This is a genomic window from Amycolatopsis sp. NPDC004772 (assembly GCF_053601215.1).
Genome location: NZ_JBSGBK010000130.1, coordinates 1 through 16,128 on the forward strand (window position 1 = coordinate 1; position 16,128 = coordinate 16,128).

At 72.5% G+C, this 16,128-nt stretch carries 16 protein-coding genes; 12 read left to right on the plus strand and 4 right to left on the minus strand.

Annotation, left to right across the window (positions count from 1 at the left end; translation table 11 throughout):
- Positions 1-191 precede the first annotated feature (191 nt).
- From ACWEF6_RS40455 to ACWEF6_RS40470, 4 genes are all read left to right on the plus strand, one after another.
- On the plus strand, positions 192-1,046 hold the full coding sequence (locus ACWEF6_RS40455) for a hypothetical protein (protein WP_449687806.1): 855 nt from the start codon (positions 192-194) through the stop codon (positions 1,044-1,046).
- Between the two features lie 131 nt (positions 1,047-1,177).
- A complete protein-coding gene (locus ACWEF6_RS40460; protein ID WP_003073605.1) occupies positions 1,178-1,774 on the plus strand; it encodes a response regulator transcription factor in 597 nt (198 codons plus the stop codon).
- Positions 1,775-2,150: 376 nt separating this feature from the next.
- Entirely contained in the window at positions 2,151-2,723 is a 573-nt protein-coding gene (locus ACWEF6_RS40465) for a sigma-70 family RNA polymerase sigma factor (protein ID WP_026468912.1), read from the plus strand.
- Positions 2,724-3,659 carry an anti-sigma-D factor RsdA gene (locus ACWEF6_RS40470; protein WP_449687807.1) on the plus strand — a complete coding sequence of 312 codons (936 nt, stop codon included), beginning with the start codon at positions 2,724-2,726 and terminating at the stop codon, positions 3,657-3,659. It abuts the gene before it with no gap.
- A gap of 529 nt (positions 3,660-4,188) precedes the next feature.
- On the opposite strand, the gene ACWEF6_RS40475 is transcribed toward ACWEF6_RS40470, so the two are convergent.
- The gene (locus ACWEF6_RS40475; RefSeq protein ID WP_003073549.1) at positions 4,189-4,584 is read right to left on the minus strand and encodes a DUF5319 domain-containing protein; all 396 of its coding nucleotides are present in this window, start codon (positions 4,582-4,584) and stop codon (positions 4,189-4,191) included.
- Between the two features lie 116 nt (positions 4,585-4,700).
- Here ACWEF6_RS40475 and guaB point away from each other — a divergent pair, with 116 nt between their 5' ends.
- The 4 genes from guaB (at position 4,701) to ACWEF6_RS40495 (ending at position 8,569) form a co-directional block, all read left to right on the plus strand.
- Positions 4,701-6,212, plus strand: a complete 1,512-nt coding sequence (gene guaB, locus ACWEF6_RS40480; RefSeq protein ID WP_449687808.1) for an IMP dehydrogenase — start codon at positions 4,701-4,703, stop codon at positions 6,210-6,212.
- 134 nt (positions 6,213-6,346) lie between these two features.
- Positions 6,347-6,874 carry a hypothetical protein gene (locus ACWEF6_RS40485; RefSeq protein WP_449687809.1) on the plus strand — a complete coding sequence of 176 codons (528 nt, stop codon included), beginning with the start codon at positions 6,347-6,349 and terminating at the stop codon, positions 6,872-6,874.
- 2 nt (positions 6,875-6,876) lie between these two features.
- On the plus strand, positions 6,877-7,359 hold the full coding sequence (locus ACWEF6_RS40490) for a hypothetical protein (protein ID WP_449687810.1): 483 nt from the start codon (positions 6,877-6,879) through the stop codon (positions 7,357-7,359).
- Positions 7,360-7,435: 76 nt separating this feature from the next.
- A complete protein-coding gene (locus ACWEF6_RS40495) occupies positions 7,436-8,569 on the plus strand; it encodes a GuaB3 family IMP dehydrogenase-related protein (RefSeq protein ID WP_449687811.1) in 1,134 nt (377 codons plus the stop codon).
- Here the strand turns inward: ACWEF6_RS40495 and ACWEF6_RS40500 are convergent.
- On the minus strand, positions 8,553-8,747 hold the full coding sequence (locus tag ACWEF6_RS40500; RefSeq protein WP_449687812.1) for a DUF397 domain-containing protein: 195 nt from the start codon (positions 8,745-8,747) through the stop codon (positions 8,553-8,555). The genes ACWEF6_RS40495 and ACWEF6_RS40500 overlap by 17 nt on opposite strands.
- A gap of 154 nt (positions 8,748-8,901) precedes the next feature.
- On the opposite strand from ACWEF6_RS40500, the gene ACWEF6_RS40505 reads away from it, so the two are divergent.
- From ACWEF6_RS40505 to ACWEF6_RS40515, 3 genes are all read left to right on the plus strand, one after another.
- Positions 8,902-10,611, plus strand: coding sequence for an FAD-dependent oxidoreductase (locus ACWEF6_RS40505; protein ID WP_449687813.1), 1,710 nt, complete (start codon positions 8,902-8,904; stop codon positions 10,609-10,611).
- A gap of 10 nt (positions 10,612-10,621) precedes the next feature.
- Positions 10,622-11,329, plus strand: coding sequence for a maleylpyruvate isomerase N-terminal domain-containing protein (locus tag ACWEF6_RS40510; RefSeq protein WP_449687814.1), 708 nt, complete (start codon positions 10,622-10,624; stop codon positions 11,327-11,329).
- A gap of 72 nt (positions 11,330-11,401) precedes the next feature.
- The gene (locus tag ACWEF6_RS40515) at positions 11,402-12,907 is read left to right on the plus strand and encodes an FAD-dependent oxidoreductase (protein ID WP_449687815.1); all 1,506 of its coding nucleotides are present in this window, start codon (positions 11,402-11,404) and stop codon (positions 12,905-12,907) included.
- Here the strand turns inward: ACWEF6_RS40515 and ACWEF6_RS40520 are convergent.
- Together ACWEF6_RS40520 and ACWEF6_RS40525 are read right to left on the minus strand one after the other, a co-directional pair.
- A complete protein-coding gene (locus ACWEF6_RS40520; RefSeq protein ID WP_449687816.1) occupies positions 12,904-14,349 on the minus strand; it encodes an aldehyde dehydrogenase family protein in 1,446 nt (481 codons plus the stop codon). The two genes, ACWEF6_RS40515 and ACWEF6_RS40520, sit on opposite strands and share 4 nt — an antisense overlap.
- A gap of 55 nt (positions 14,350-14,404) precedes the next feature.
- The gene (locus tag ACWEF6_RS40525) at positions 14,405-15,439 is read right to left on the minus strand and encodes a zinc-dependent alcohol dehydrogenase family protein (protein WP_449687817.1); all 1,035 of its coding nucleotides are present in this window, start codon (positions 15,437-15,439) and stop codon (positions 14,405-14,407) included.
- Positions 15,440-15,514: 75 nt separating this feature from the next.
- On the opposite strand from ACWEF6_RS40525, the gene ACWEF6_RS40530 reads away from it, so the two are divergent.
- Positions 15,515-16,120 carry a rhomboid family intramembrane serine protease gene (locus ACWEF6_RS40530; RefSeq protein ID WP_449687818.1) on the plus strand — a complete coding sequence of 202 codons (606 nt, stop codon included), beginning with the start codon at positions 15,515-15,517 and terminating at the stop codon, positions 16,118-16,120.
- Positions 16,121-16,128 lie beyond the last annotated feature (8 nt).

Sequence of the window (16,128 nt, forward strand, 5' to 3'; positions counted from 1 at the left end):
GCGTTCGGTGCGTCAGACGCACCGAACGCCACATTGGGTGCGTTGGACGCACCCAACGCCACATTGGGGCGCTTGGGCCGGGCGCCGGCAACGAACCTCGGACGCGTGCGCCTAGCCCGCTGCGACGTCCGGGGGCGACGTGCGGGTGGTTCGATCAGGTTTTTGTCGGACCCGACCACTAGAAAGGACGGGTGCACGAACCCGCCCTGAGGGCCGCCGCGTTCGGGAGCGGCCCGCTGCCCGATCCCGCCGTCACGCGCGGGCCCGGCAGCCCGCGGGAACGGCTGCTCGCCGCCGTCGTCCTCGGCGCACAGGGGCGGTACGCGGCCGCCGCGGCCCTCCTCGGCGCCCTCCGGCACGCGAGCGACCCGGTGACGGCCTCCCTGGCCGCCAGCACTCTGGCGTCGCACCGGCGGCAGCTGGGCGGCCACCGCCAGGCCCGCGCGCTCGACGGCGAGGCTTTCGCCAAGGCCGCCGCCCTGATCACCGAGCCCGACCCGGACGGCCTCGACGCCGCGGGCGCGAGAGCCGACGCCCTCCTCGGCTTGGCCGCCGACAACCTCGCCCTCGGCCGCCTCTCCGCCGCCCGGCGGTTCGCCGAGCGGGCCGCCGCCGTGGACACCCGGTGGCGGGCCACCGTCCGCGGCGGCTGGGTGGGCGCCGAAATCGCCCTCGCCGCAGGTCAGGGCGCCGATGCCGTCCCGCACGCCCGCCGCGCTTTCGAAACCGCGCAAGCCCGCGGCGCGCGGCGGCACCTCGTGAAATCCGGGATTGTGCTGGCCGTCGCCCTGAGCGCGGCCGGCGCACCCGATCACCGGAAGATTTCGGACGACCTTGTCGGAAATGCAATGGCGACGGCGGAGGAATGCGAACTCCTTTCACTTTCGTGGCCGGCGGCGCTCGTCGCGGCCGACCTGCGCCCAGGACACGCCGAGGAGTATCGATTCAGAGTGGCGCAGGTGTTGCACGCAGTGTTACGAAGCGCAGATCCTTGCGGGAGGAGGGTTGCGGGGGAATCACCATGGGTCCCCGTCCCGGGTGGTTGAGCCGTCGGAATGGGGTGTTCCGGCATCCGGGCTAAGAAACTTCAAAAAAAGCCACCGGATCGTGTCAAGGTTCGGGCTAAAGCGTCCGATAGGGGAAGAGGAATGTCACCCGGCTGCAGGAAGGAAACCCCGTGACGACGGTCTTGATCTGCGACGACCGACGCAGTGTCCGTGAAGGGCTCACCCGAGTGATGTCCGCGGTCCCTGGGGTCAGTCGCATCGACTGCGTAGCGCACGGTGACGAGCTGCTGGCCCGGTACTCCCGTCAGCCCGTCGACGTCGTGCTGGTCGGGACGCAACGCGCGGTCCCGACGGGTGTCGAAGCCACCCGGCGGCTCGTCTCGGCCAACCCCCAGGCGAACGTCATCGTCTTCGGCGCCCCGGACGACGCGGGCAGCATCGCCGCCGCGATCGCCGGCGGTGCCCGCGGCTACCTCCGCTGGGACGCGTCCCGGCCGGAGCTGGTCGCCGCGCTGGCCCACACCCTGGCGAGCACCTCGGTGCCCGCGCCCCGTCAGCCGTCCGACCCGGGCGTCCAGCTGACCGAGCGCGAGCTTCAGGTGCTCCGCGGGATGAGCCAGGGCAAGAGCAACGGCCAGATCGGCCGCGAGCTCTACCTGTCCGAGGACACGGTCAAGACGCACGCCCGGCGGCTGTTCCGCAAGCTCGGCGTGCGCGACCGCGCGCAGGCCGTCGCCCACGGCTTCCGCCGCGGCCTGGTCAGCTGACCTGCCGCTCTCCCCGTTCCTGACACGGCCGGTTCACAGGTGACGACGGGCCAGGGCGCATCGCCCTGGCCCGCACCTATGTGGTCCCCATCACGCTCCGGCGCTCGATCCGGCGGATTCCCGCCCCGCCGCTCCGCCCCTCCGGCGGATCTCGTACCCGCAGGCCCGTTCGCTCGTTGAATCGGCGACCTCGACCGCGGGTTCGCAGGACGACCCGTACTTTCGCTGCTCCGGCAGCCGCGGCGCGCCCGGGCGCACCGCGCGCGCCGGTCCGGGGCGAGCCGACGGTACGGTAGCGGTCACCGGTGCGCGGTGGAGGCGACCACGGGCCGGGTTCTTTGCCCACCTACACGTAACACTGGGACTGTTGTCTGCGATGGCCAATGTGGGGGATGGACTGGATGAGCCGGTCGCCGCTGCTGTCGAGGGAGATCCCCAGGCAGTGGAGCGGCTGCTGGCTGCTATCCGTCCACTGGTAGTGCGGTATTGCCGCGCCCGGGTTGGCAGGCAGGAGCGATCGTTCGCTTCGGCGGACGACGTTGCGCAGGAGGTGTGTCTCGCGGTGCTAACGGCATTGCCCTCGTACCGCGATCAAGGCCGCCCTTTTCTGGCCTTCGTCTACGGGATCGCCCAGCACAAGGTGGCCGACGCGCACCGCGCGGCGGCGCGCAACCGGGCCGAGCCCGTGGCCGAGATCCCCGACGAGGTCGAGGGCGGGGTCGGCCCCGAGCAGCGGGCGCTGCAAGGTGAGCTGAACGAGCGGATGTCCCAGTTGTTGCAGGTGCTGCCGGACAAGCAGCGGGAGATCGTGGTGTTGCGCGTGGTCGTCGGCCTGTCGGCGGAGGAGACCGCGGACGCGGTCGGCTCCACGCCCGGCGCCGTCCGCGTCGCCCAGCACCGCGCCCTCGCGCGGCTGAGAAAGGTCCTGGCCGCGGAGGAGGTGATCTGAGTGACCGGTCACGAGAAGAGATTCGAGCCGGACGACGTCTTCGGCAGTGGCCTGACGGCGTCGGAGGCGGAGTTCGCCGCCGACCTGTCGGCCGTACAGGCCGACGACGCGCTGCTCGACGCGCTCGGCGGGTCCGACCCGGCGCTGGCCGACGGTCTCGGCGACCAGGAGCTCAACGCGTTGCTGGTGGCGTGGCGAAGAGACATCGACAGTGAGCCGCTGGCCGAGCTCGTCGACGTCGACACCGCCGTGCGCACCGTCAGTACCGCCGCTCTCTCGAAGCGGCACGCTTCGAGCGGACGCCGCCGCAGGCTGCTCGTCCCGGTCGCCGTCGCCGCCGCAGTGCTGGCGATCGCGTTCACCGGCACCGGGCTGGCCGCGCGCTCCGCGCAACCCGGCGACACGCTGTGGGGCCTCGCGAAGGTCCTCTACGCCGATCACACCCGTTCCGTCGAGGCGGCCGCGACTGCGAAGCTCGACCTCGAGAAGGCCAACCTCGCCATCGCCGGCGGCAACCTCGACGCCGCTCGCCAGGCCCTCCAGGACGCCCAGGCCGCCCTGTCGCAGGTCACCGACGAGGAGAACCGCGACCAGCTGATGGAGCAGCACCGGCAGCTCGCCGCCCAGCTGACGAACCCGGACGCACCGGTCCAGGGCCCGATCCAGACTTCCTTGCCGTCGGCCACGCCCGGCGCCCCGACGAGCCAGGCCCCACCGGCCGGCTCGGCCTCATCCCTCCCCGGCAGCGGCAGCGGAACCACGAGCCTGCCGGGCAGCGCAACCCCGACGCCGACCCCGCCGCCGCCGACCACCACCCCGCCGCCGACGACGACTCCGCCGCCGCCGACCACCACCGGCGCCACCGGCAACGAGCCGGGCACGCCCCGCAGCGAGTCCGCGGGCGGCCAGTCACAGGGCGTCGGCGAGACGCCGTAGCAGCAGCCGGCAGTAGTCAGCGGCAGCACGACCACCGCCGGGCAGCACCCCGGCGGTGAGCCGCGGATGGGCAGCGCAAGGTGCGACGCCCACCCCGCCCGTGCGGCGTGCCCGCGGGCGGGCAGTCCCCACGCGAGTCCGGCGGCGAGCAGCGAGTCCACCGCCGACCACGGTCTCGCACCGCCGATCGCCACCGGCGCGACCGGCAACGGGCCGCGCTCGGCGCAGCCCGAGGGCGAGCAACTCAAAGCGACTCCGGCCCGCGCGGCGTGGCCGCGGGCGGGCAACGGGAAGCGCAGCCCCGTCGCCGAGCAGCGAATTCGCCGCCGACCACGGCTCCGCTCCGCCGCCCATCATCGGCGCGATCGGCGACGAGCCGACCCCGCCCGCGCGGCGAGCCCGCGGCGGCCAAGCCGCCGATCACCACCGGCGCGCCCGGTAGCGAGCCAGGCGCACCCCACAGCGATCCCGCAGCAAGAAGCCCTGGTGAGGAAACTCACCAGGGCTTCTTCCCAGCCGAAGGGACCGCTCAGTACGCGCTTTCGTTCGCCGTCACACCGTCCGCGAAGCCGCGGCAGTAGTCCCAGCTCACGTAATCACCGGGGTTCGGGTCGTAGGCCGGCTCGTGGGGCCGCATCCGGCCGTCCGCCAGCAGTTGCTCCAGGCTGGCTCGCAGCAGGTGCCAGTCGTGGTAGTGGGGTTCGTCGCACTCGCCGCAGTCGACCACGATTCCGCGGACTCCGCGGGGTTCGAGGAGGGCCTGGTACACGGCCAGATCCGAGAGATCGGCCAGCAGTTCGGTGCGTTCGGAGTCGCTGATCGGCTCGTCCAGCCGGTCCTCGGGGTCTCCGAATGCGCGGGCCGGGTCGTCCGGGTCGTCCGCGAACGGGTCTGGAGGCAGGACATCGTGCGCCACGGCCTGCACGGTACCGGGCCGCCCACCGCCCGGGGCGGGCGGGGAGCGGCGGATATCATGAGGGGAAGGCTCCGAGTCGCCACAGCGACACGCTCATCCCGCGCCAGGAAGGCCCTTCACCCGCTATGACCAGCGACGGCATCACCGCCCCCGTTCCGGCCAAGTTCGCCATGCTCGGCCTGACCTTCGACGACGTGCTGCTGCTGCCGGCCGAATCCGACGTCGTCCCCAGCACCGTCGACACGAGCTCCCGGCTGACCCGGAACATCACCCTCGGCGTCCCGCTGGTGTCCGCGGCGATGGACACCGTCACCGAGGCGCGGATGGCCATCGCCATGGCCCGCCAGGGCGGCATCGGCGTCCTCCAGCGCAACCTGCCGATCGACGAGCAGGCCGCCGCGGTCGAGGTCGTCAAGCGGTCCGAGGCCGGCATGGTCACCGACCCGGTCACCTGCGCGCCGGACGCGACGCTGGCCGAGGTCGACGCCCTGTGCGCCAAGTTCCGCATCTCCGGCGTGCCGGTCACCGACGCGGCCGGGACGCTGGTGGGCATCATCACCAACCGCGACATGCGGTTCGAGGTCGACCACAGCCGCCCGGTGTCCGAGGTCATGACGAAGGCGCCGCTGGTCACCGCGCAGGTCGGGGTGTCGGCGGACGCCGCGCTCGGCCTGCTGCGCCGGCACAAGATCGAGAAGCTGCCGATCGTCGACGGCGCGGGCAAGCTCCGCGGCCTGATCACGGTCAAGGACTTCGTGAAGACCGAGCAGTACCCGAAGGCGACCAAGGACCCGGACGGCCGGCTCATCGTCGGCGCCGCGGTCGGCGTGGGCGTCGACGGCCACAAACGCGCGATGACGCTCGCCGAAGCCGGCGTCGACGTGTTGATGGTCGACACCGCGCACGGGCACTCCCGCGCGGTCGTCGACACGGTCTCGCTGCTGAAGAAGGAGCTGGGCGAGTCGGTCGACATCGTCGGCGGCAACGTCGCCACCCGCGCGGGCGCGCAGGCGCTGGTCGACGCGGGCGCGGACGGCATCAAGGTCGGCGTCGGCCCGGGCTCCATCTGCACCACCCGGATCGTGGCCGGCGTCGGCGTGCCGCAGATCTCGGCGATCTACGAGGCCGACCAGGCCGCGCGCCCGGCGGGCATCCCGGTGATCGGCGACGGCGGCATCCAGTACTCGGGCGACATCGCGAAGGCCATCGCGGCCGGCGCGTCCACGGTGATGCTGGGCAGCCTGCTCGCCGGCACCGCCGAGTCCCCGGGCGACCTGATCCTGGTCAACGGCAAGCAGTTCAAGGTCTACCGCGGCATGGGCTCGCTCGGCGCGATGCAGTCCCGCGGCCAGGGCAAGTCCTACTCGAAGGACCGCTACGCCCAGGACGACGTGCTCAACGAGGACAAGCTGGTCCCCGAGGGCATCGAGGGCCGGATCCCGTTCCGCGGCCCGCTGGCCAACGTCGTGCACCAGCTGGTCGGCGGCCTGCGTGCCGGCATGGGGTACGCGGGGGCCGAGACGATCGCGCAGCTGCAGGAAGCGCAGCTGGTCCGGATCACCGCGGCCGGGCTCAAGGAGAGCCACCCGCACGACATCACGATGACCGTCGAGGCCCCGAACTACACGACCCGCTGAGTCACGGCCGGCAGCGCGGCCCGCACTCGGAACCGATCCGAAGTGCGGGCTTCTCGCTGTGTCACCGTGACCTAGCGTGCTTACCGTAATCGGCCTATCGCCTGGCGTGGCCGCCGTGGTGTGCACTAGGACACATGATGGCCGGCCGGTTCACCCGCGTGCTGCGCAAGGTGTTCTTCACGGCCGTCGCCCTGGTGTCCCTCTTCCTGGGCGGTGTGGTGTGCCTGATGTGCCAGGCCCTGGCCGGCCGGGACGCGCCGACCTACCGCGTCGAAGGGCACGTGGTGTCCCACACGCGCGGCGCCCTTCCGGTCGGCGGGTACGCGGACGCGGAGAGCCACACCGTCGAGGTCGACGCCGGTGGCCGGCACTTCCGCGTCACGGCGGTGGATGCCGGCCTCGACCTGCCGCCCGGCCAGCCGGTGACGCTCGACGTGTCCACCGCGGACGGCAGCATCGCGTACCTGCGCGCCGGCGGCGGCGTGGTCGACCTGCGGTCCGGCGTGGTCCGGCCGGTCCTGCTGATCGTCGCCAGCCTCCTCGCCCTGGGCGCGGTGTACTTCGGCGCGGTCCGGCTCAACGTCTACCCGCCGGTGGCCACCTGGCTGGCCCTCGCGCTGGGGGCGCTCCTCGCGCCGATCGCCGTGTTCGTCCGGGTGTGAGCGTGTCCGGAAAATTCCTGCTGGCGGCCGCGCTGTGCGGGCTGGCTGCCGGGGTCGTGCTGACCGCCGCGACGTGCTGGCTGCTCGAGGCGGTCGGGCCGGTCGAGCGCGAAGAGGCCGTCGTCGTGGCGCGGTACCGGTCGCCGCCGGGCGAGCCGATCGGCTACCGCCTCGACCTGAGGACGGCGTCCGGCGAACGCTTCGAGGCGCGGGGGCACGACGAGAACTTCAACCTGTTGCCGAAACAGCCGGTCCTTCTGGAGATCTCCGAAGTCGGGCGGGCGGTGCGCGCGATCGAGGTCCGGCGGCACCGCGTGCCGGCCGACACCGAAGACCTCCGGATCTTCTTCGCCGCGCTGTTCGGGGCCGGGCTGCTGGGCGGTGTTCTGGTCTTCGTGTCCGACAGCGGCCGTCCCGTGGTCGCGGCGGTGCTCGCGGCGGCGGCCGTGGTGGTGGGCGTCCTGCTGGTGGTCCCGCTGTTCTAACCCCCGTGCGCAGGTCACCCACGCGGCCTAGCGACAATGGGGCACGGCAGATTGTCGTCGTCGGAGGAGGCTTCACGTGCGGGACCTGGTCGAGATCGGGATGGGCCGCACCGCGCGGCGGGCGTATGACCTCGACGACGTCGAGATCGTGCCGTCGCGGCGGACCCGGTCGTCTTCGGTGGTGTCCACCTCCTGGCAGATCGACGCCTACCGCTTCGACCTGCCGCTCGTCACGCACCCGACGGACGCGATCGTCTCGCCCGGCACCGCGGTCGCCGTCGGCGAGCTCGGCGGCCTGGGCGTGCTCAACGCCGAAGGGCTCTGGGCGCGGCACGCGAACGTCGAGGACGCCATCTTCCAGCTGGTCCGCGCGGCCGAGGACCTCGAGGAACCGACCGCCGTCGGCCGCGTGCTGCAGGAGCTGCACGCCGCGCCGATCCGGCTCGACCTGCTGACCGAGGCGATCAAGACGGTCCGCGAGTCCGGCGTCACGGTGGCCGCGCGCGTCAGCCCGCAGCACGCCGCCGAGCTGACCCCGGACCTGATCGCGGCCGGCGTCGAAATCCTCGTCGTGCAGGGCACGATCATCTCCGCCGAGCACGTCCAGCGCGACGCGGAGCCGCTGAACCTCAAGGAGTTCATCGGCCGCCTCGACGTGCCGGTGATCGCCGGCGGCGTCAGCGACTACCGCACGGCGATGCACCTCATGCGCACCGGCGCGGCCGGGGTCATCGTCGGCCACGGCTACACGCCGGGCGTGACGAGCACCGACCGCGTCCTCGGCATCGGCGTCCCGATGGCCACCGCGATCATCGACGCCGCGGCCGCCCGCCGCGACTACCTCGACGAGACCGGCGGCCGGTACGTGCACGTGCTCGCCGACGGCGGCATGACCGTGTCGGGCGACATCGCCAAGGCCATCGCGTGCGGCGCGGACGCCGTCATGCTCGGCTCGCCGCTGGCCGCCGCCTCGGACGCGCCCGGTCAGGGCCTGTACTGGACGGCGGCCGCGGCGCACCCGTCGCTGCCGCGCTCGCGCGTGGCGGCCGGCCCCGACTACGCCGTCGACCTCAAGACCCTGTTGTTCGGGCCCTCGTCGGACGCGGAAGGTGTGGTGAACCTGTTCGGGGCGCTGCGCCGCGCGATGGCGAAGACGGGTTACTCGGACCTCAAGGAGTTCCAGCGGGTGGGCCTCACCGTCCGGCGGTGAGGTGGCCGAGGAATGCGGCGAAGGCGGCCGCGGAGCAGACGAGGACCGGCCGGGGCGCCGCTTGCTTGGTGTCCCGGACCCCGACGACCCCGGGGCCGGTGCCGATCTCGACGCAGGCGTTCTCTTCGAAGTGGCTGTGGCTCGACTTGCGCCAACCGGTGAGCGTTCGTGGGCTCATCGTGGTGTCTTCCGCCCTTGTGCCCCGACCGGCGGTGATTCGCCGACGTGGGCATCGACCACCGTGGAGATTACCCACTATTGTCGTCGGACAAGCGTAACCGGCGAGTAACTTACCTCTGGTCAGAACGCGGAGCCGGAGTTACGCTCCAGGTGTGACTGCCAGTAACACCACCACCAGTGCGGGTGGCCCCGACTACGACGTCGTCGTGGTGGGGTCGGGGTTCGGCGGCAGCGTCGCGGCGCTGCGGCTCACGGAGAAGGGCTACCGGGTGGCCGTCGTGGAGGCGGGCCGCCGGTTCGCCGACGACGAGTTCGCGAAGACGTCGTGGGACCTCAAGCGCTACCTGTGGGCGCCGCAGGTCGGCTGCTACGGCATCCAGCGCATCCACATGCTCAACGACGTGATGGTGCTGGCGGGCGCCGGCGTCGGCGGCGGGTCGCTGGTCTACGCGAACACGCTGTACCGGCCGCTCAAGCCGTTCTACCGCGACCGGCAGTGGGCGCACATCACCGACTGGGAGTCCGAGCTCGCGCCGCACTACGACCAGGCGAGCCGCATGCTCGGCGTCGTCACGAACCCGACCATCACGCCGTCGGACGTCGTGATGCGCCAGGTCGCGAAGGACATGGGCGTCGCCGATTCGTTCCACGCGACGCCGGTGGGTGTCTACTTCGGAAAGCCCGGCGCGAAGGCGGCGGACCCGTACTTCGGCGGCGCCGGCCCCGAGCGCGTCGGCTGCACCGAATGCGGCTCGTGCATGACGGGCTGCCGCGTCGGGGCGAAGAACACGCTGGTCAAGAACTACCTCTACCTGGCCGAGCAGGACGGCGCCCACGTCATCCCGCTGACCACGGTGACGTCGGTGAAGCCGATCGACGGCGGGTACGAGGTGTCGTTGAAGAAGACCGGGACGACCTCGAAGAGGTTCCGGACGACGATCACGGCCGAGAAGGTCGTCTTCGCCGCGGGCACGTGGGGCACGCAGAACCTGCTGCACAAGATGAAGGACACGGGCACGCTGCCGCGGTTGTCGCGCCGGCTCGGTGAGCTGACCCGCACGAACTCCGAGGCGATCATCGGCGCGGCCCGCACCGACGTCGACGAGAGCCGGAACTTCAGCCGCGGCGTCGCGATCACGTCGTCGATCCACCCGGACGACAACACCCACATCGAGCCGGTGCGGTACGGCAAGGGCAGCAACGCGATGAGCCTGCTGCAGACGATCGCGACGGACGGTGCCTCGCCGGTGCCGCGCTGGCGGCAGGCCGTCACGTTCATGGCGAAGCACCCGATCCAGGCGGCGAAGCTGCTCAACGGCTACCGCTGGAGCGAGCGCACGGTGATCCTGCTGGTGATGCAGAGCCTGGACAACTCGATCACGACGTACACCCGCCGCGGCCTGTTCGGGCGGCGCAAGTACACGTCCAAGCAGGGCCACGGCGAGCCGAACCCGAGCTTCATCCCGGCGGGCCACGAAGCCAACGAGCGCACGGCCGAGCGCATCGGCGGCATCGCGGGCGGCACGTGGGGCGAGATCTTCGACATCCCGCTGACGGCCCACTTCATCGGCGGCGTCCCGATCGGAGCGTCGGCCGACGAGGGCGTGATCGACCCGTACCACCGGGTGTTCGGCTACCCGGGCCTGTCGGTGGTGGACGGCGCGGCGATCACGGCGAACCTGGGCGTGAACCCGTCGCTGACCATCACGGCCCAGGCGGAGCGCGCGTTCTCGTTCTGGCCGAACAAGGGCGAGGAGGACCTGCGGCCGGCCCAGGACGCGCCTTACGCGCGGCTGGAGCCGATCGCGCCGAAGAACCCGGCTGTCCCCGCGGACGCCCCGGCGGCCCTGCGGCGGTCCTAGACTCGGGGCCGTGACGGCATCCGAGAAGGCACACGCCCTGCTCGACGGGGTCAGGAAGCTCGACGACGAGTGGGCGCGGGCCATCGGTGGCCTCGGCGAGCCCGAGCTGCGCGCCCCCAGCGCGTTGCCCGGTTGGTCGCGGGCCCACGTCCTCGCGCACGTCGCGCGCAACGCCGATGGCCTGCAGAACCTCCTGACCTGGGCGAACACCGGCGTCGAGACCCCGATGTACGCCGGCCCGGAAGCCCGCGAGCGGGACATCGAAACCAGTGCCCGGCACGGCGCCGCCGATCTGCTCGCCGACTTCGTCGCCTCTGCCGGGCGCTTCGAGCAGTACGCCGCCGCCATGCCGGATGACGCCTGGGCGCGCGAAGCCCGCAACCGGCAGGGGTTGCCCGTCACCGGGGCCGTTGTCGCGCGGATGCGGCTGTCCGAATTGGCCATCCACCTCGCCGACCTCGACCGTGGTTACGACCTGGACCGGGTGCTGGGGCTGCTCGGGCCGCTCACCGAGGACGTCGTCCAGCACGCCATCGCCTCGCGCGGTGCCCACCTGCCCTCGCTCCGCCTGGCCGGCGACGGGTTCGAATGGACGATGGGCGCCGCCCCGAAGGCGACCGTGCGGGGCTCGGCCGGGGCGCTGCTGGCCTGGCTCAGCGGGCGCTCCGACGGCGCCGCCCTCGAAGGGGACGTGCCGCGGATTCCCGCCTGGGCGTGATCGGCCCGCTCCGTCCGGTGAACGCCTTGCGCCCGCTCTACACTGGGCGTTCCCGGCACCGAGGAGTCCGCTGTGGACAGTGAGCACGACCAGGGGCGGCCCGGCCTCCCCCGGAGGGCGTTCCTGCGCATCGCGGGCGTCTCCGCCGCCGGTGCCGTCGCCGCCGCGTGCGGGCCGGAGCAGCCCGCGGCCCCGGTCGCCTCGACCGCTCCGGCGCCCCCGCCGACCGCCCCGGCCGCCAGCGGCCTGCCCACCGGCCCGCCGAACTGGGACGACCTGCGCACCAAGCTGACCGGCAGCCTGCTGCGCCCGGGCACCGACGGTTACGACACCGCCAAGCACGGCTTCAACCAGCTCTTCGACGGCAACAACCCGGTCGCCGTCGCGACCGTGGCCACCGCCGAGGACGTCCAGGCCTGCGTCCGGGCGACCGCTGGGCGCGTCACCATCGCCGCGCGCAGCGGCGGCCACAGCTACGCCGGCTACTCCGTGCCCCAGAGCGGGCTGGTCATCGACGTGGCCGCGCTGAACAAGGTCGACGTCCAGGGCGGCAAGGCGGTGATCGGCGCCGGCGCGAAGCTGAAGGACGTCTACGCCGGGCTGGCGCGGGCCGGGCGCGTGCTGCCCGCCGGGACCTGCCCGACGGTCGGGATCGCCGGGCTGACCCTCGGCGGCGGCATCGGCGTACTCACCCGCAAGTACGGCCTGACCTGCGACCACTTGAGTTCCGCGCAGGTCGTCACGGCCGACGGCCGGCTGCTCACCGCGTCCGCGAGCTCCGAACCGGACCTGTTCTGGGCTCTGCGCGGCGGGGGCGGCGGCAACTTCGGCGTCGTCACCGAGTTCACCTTCGACACCGACCCGGTGCCGCCGGAGCTGACGGTCTTCTCGCTGCGCTTCCCGGCCGGGTCGGGCGCCGGCGTGCTCGCCGCGTGGCAGCAGTGGATCGCCGCGATGCCGCCGGAGCTCTGGGCGAACCTGGTGCTCTCGGGCGGCTCGCCGGTGCAGTGCCGCGTCGGCGGCTGCTACGTCGGGGACGCCGCCGGGCTGAACACGCTGCTCAACAACCTGACCACGAACGCGGGCGCCCGGCCGGCCCAGCGCGTGGTGAAGACCCTGGACTACCTCGGTGCCATGAAGTACTTCGAGGGCAGCTCGAACCGCCAGTCGTTCGTCGCGTCCTCGCGGATCATCACCACCCCGGTCGACGCCGCGAAGGTCGTCGCGGTCGCCGACGGCAAGCCGGGCATGGACCTGCTGATCGACAGCCTCGGCGGCGCGGTGGCCGGGCCGGCCAAGGACGCCACCGCGTTCTGGCACCGGGACGCGCTGGCCAGCGTGCAGGTCTACGCGGGCGCGACGGCGAAGACCCGGGCGAAGGTCACGCAGACGATCGGCGACGCCGTCGCGGGGCTCGCCGCGGCCGGCGCGGGCGGCGGGTACGTCAACTACATCGACCCGGCCCTGCCCGACTGGAAGACCGCCTACTACGGCGACAACGCGAAGCGGCTGCAGGACGTCGCGCACAAGTACGACCCCAACAACGTCTTCCGGTTCGGGCAGGGCGTGGTCAGCTAGAGCTCGATGCCGGTGAAGACGGTGACGCGTTCTTCGGTCAGGTCGTGCATCGCGGCGAGCACGCCTTCGCGGCCGACGCCGGAGCCCTTCACGCCGCCGTAGGGCATCTGGTCGGCGCGGTAGGACGGGACGTCGCCGATGATCACGCCGCCGACCTCCAGCTCGGCCGAGGCGTGGAACGCGAGCTGGACGTCCGTGGTGAAGACGCCGGCCTGCAGGCCGTACGCCGATTCGTTGACCGAGCGGAAGGCCTCGTCCACGCCGTCCACAATGGACACCGCGAGCACCGGTCCGAAGATCTCCTCGTTCCAGGCCTTGGTGTCCGGCGGGACGTCGGTGAGCAGCGTCGGGGCGACGGTCGCGCCCTCGCGGGTGCCGCCGGTGAGCACCTTCGCGCCCGCCTCGACGGCCTCGTCGATCCACGCGACGATCCGTTCGGCGGCGGCCTCGTCGACGACCGGGCCGACGTCGGTGTTGCGGTCGTACGGGTCGCCCGTGCGCTGCGACTCGACCGCTTCCACCAGCGCGGGCACGAACTCCTCGGCCACGGCGGCGTCCACGATCACCCGCTGCACCGCGATGCAGGACTGGCCGGCCTGGTAGTTGCCGAAGGTGGCGATCCGGTGCGCGGCGCCTTCGGGGTCGGGCCAGTCGCGCAGCACGACGGCCGCCGCGTTGCCGCCGAGCTCGAGCACGACGTGCTTGCGCGGCGCGGCGTCCTTGAGCGACCAGCCGACCGGGCCGGAGCCGGTGAACGACACGACCGGCAGCCGCGGGTCGGCGACGAGCGCCTGCGTCTCCTCGTTTCCCAGCGGCAGCACGGAGAACGCGCCTGCGGGCAGGTCCGTCTCGGCCAGGATCTCGCCGAGGATCAACGCCGACAACGGCGTCCGCGGCGCGGGCTTGACGATGATCGGCGCGCCGATCGCCAGCGACGGCGCGACCTTGTGCGCGACCAGGTTGAGCGGGAAGTTGAACGGCGCGATGCCGAGCACCGGCCCGCGCGGGACGCGGCGGGTCAGTGCCAGCCGCGCCTCGCCCGCGGGGTCGGTGTCGAGGCGCTGGACGTCGCCGGTGAAGCGGCGGGCCTCCTCGGCGGCGATCCGGAACACCGACACCGCGCGCTTGACCTCGGCTTCGGCCCACTTGAGCGGCTTGCCGTTCTCGGCGGTGATCACCTCGGCGATCTCCTCGGCGCGCGCGGCGAGCACGCGGGAGACGTGGTCGAGCGCTCCCGCCCGGACGTGCGCCGGCGTGCTGCGGAGTTCGCGCGCGACCGACGCCGCGGCGGCCACCGCGCGTTCGACCTGGTCGGGCCCGGGCACGGCGACCGTGGCGACCTCGCTGCCGTCGTACGGGTGGTGCACGACGAGGGTGGTGGCGCCCGCTTCGGGGCGGCCGGCGATCCAGGCGGGGCGCGGCTCGGGGGTGATCATGTCCATGCGTACCAACGTAATGCGGGCGGCGCCGCGATCGAGTGACCCCCACCCGGACGGGTCACGGCTTGATGAGCACCTTCAGCGCTTCGCGGTCCGCCATCGCGCGGTAGCCGGCGGGAACGTCCTCGACCCCGATGGTCCGGTCGAAGACCCGGCCGGGCCGGTACTTGCCGTCGAGGACGTCCGGCAGCAGCTCGGGAATGTAGTGCCGGGCCGGGGCGACACCGCCGGTGACGGTGACGTTGCGCCGGAACAGCGCCGGGCCGATCGGGCCCTCCTCGTACTGCGGGACGCCGACGCGGCTGACCGAGCCACCCGGGCGCACAACCCCGACGGCCATCTCGAAGGCGGGCTTCGTGCCGACGCACTCCAGGACGGCGTGCGTGCCCTCGCCGTTCGTCAGCTCCCGCACCTTCTCGATGCCCTCCTCACCGCGTTCGGCGACGACGTCGGTTGCGCCGAACTCGCGGCCGAGGTCGGTCCGCGCCTGGTGGCGTCCCATGAGGACGATCCGTTCGGCGCCCAGCCGCTTCGCGGCGAGGACGGCGGAGAGACCGACCGCGCCGTCGCCGATCACGGTGACGTTCTGGCCCGCGCGCACCCGGGCCTTCGTCGCGGCGTGGTGCCCGGTCGGGAAGACGTCGGACAGCGTGAGCAGCGACGCCAGCAGGTCGTCGTCCTCGGTGTGCGGGACCTTGACGAGGGTGCCGTCGGCCTGCGGCACGCGCACCGCCTCGCCCTGGCCGCCGTCGACGCCCTTCGCGCCCCAGAACCCGCCGTGCAGGCAGGACGTCTGAAGTCCTTCGCGGCAGAACTGGCAGGTGTTGTCGGAGTAGACGAAGGGCGCGATGACGAGGTCGCCCTTCGTGACGGTGGTGACGTCCGCGCCGGTCTCCTCGACGATCCCGAGGAACTCGTGCCCGATGCGCCGGCCGTGCTCGCTCGGCGCCATGTCGGCGTACGGCCAGAGGTCGCTGCCGCAGATGCAGGACCGCACGACCCGCAGGACGACGTCGGTCGGTTCCGCCAGTTCCGGGTCCGGGACGGTCTCGACCCGCACGTCACCGGCGCCGTAGATGACTGTCGCTCGCATGCTGGGGGCCTTCCCGTGGCGGTTCGTGACAAACGTCGGGGGTGCGACCGCGGTGGCGCGCCTAGAGTTTCGTCCATGACCACGCCCACCGCATCCCGCAACCCGTTCGGGGCCCTCGCGCGGGCGGGCCGGCGCCCGTACCTGACCGCCGCGGTCTTCGCCGTGACGCTGGCCTGCGGAATCGCGCAGCTGGCCCACCCGCCGCTGTACGACGCGATGCACCGCGACGCCGCGCGCATCGACGCGGGCGAGTGGTACCGCCTGGTCACGGGCATGTTCTTCCAGGACGGGTGGGCGTTCGGCCTGACGTCGAACCTGGTCTGGCTGGCGGTGTTCGGCACGCTCGCCGAGCGCGTGTTCGGCCGCGCCCGCTGGCTCGTCCTGTACTTCGGCTGCGGCCTGTTCGGGCAGGTCATGAGCTACGTCTGGCTCAACCCGGTCGGGGCGGGCAACTCGATGTGCGTGGTGGGCCTGATCGGCGGCCTCGCGGCCGTGGTCATGGTGGCTTCGCGCCGCTACGGCGTGGTGCTGCCGGTGCAGTTCCGGATCATGGCCTTCGCGGTGCCGGTGCTGGCCGTGATCGACACGATCGCGCACGACAACCACGGCCTCCCGGCACTGCTCGGCCTGGCCCTCGGCTTCCCGCTCCTCCCGCGGCTCGTGAGTGGTAAGGCGGGTTAGAACCCGCC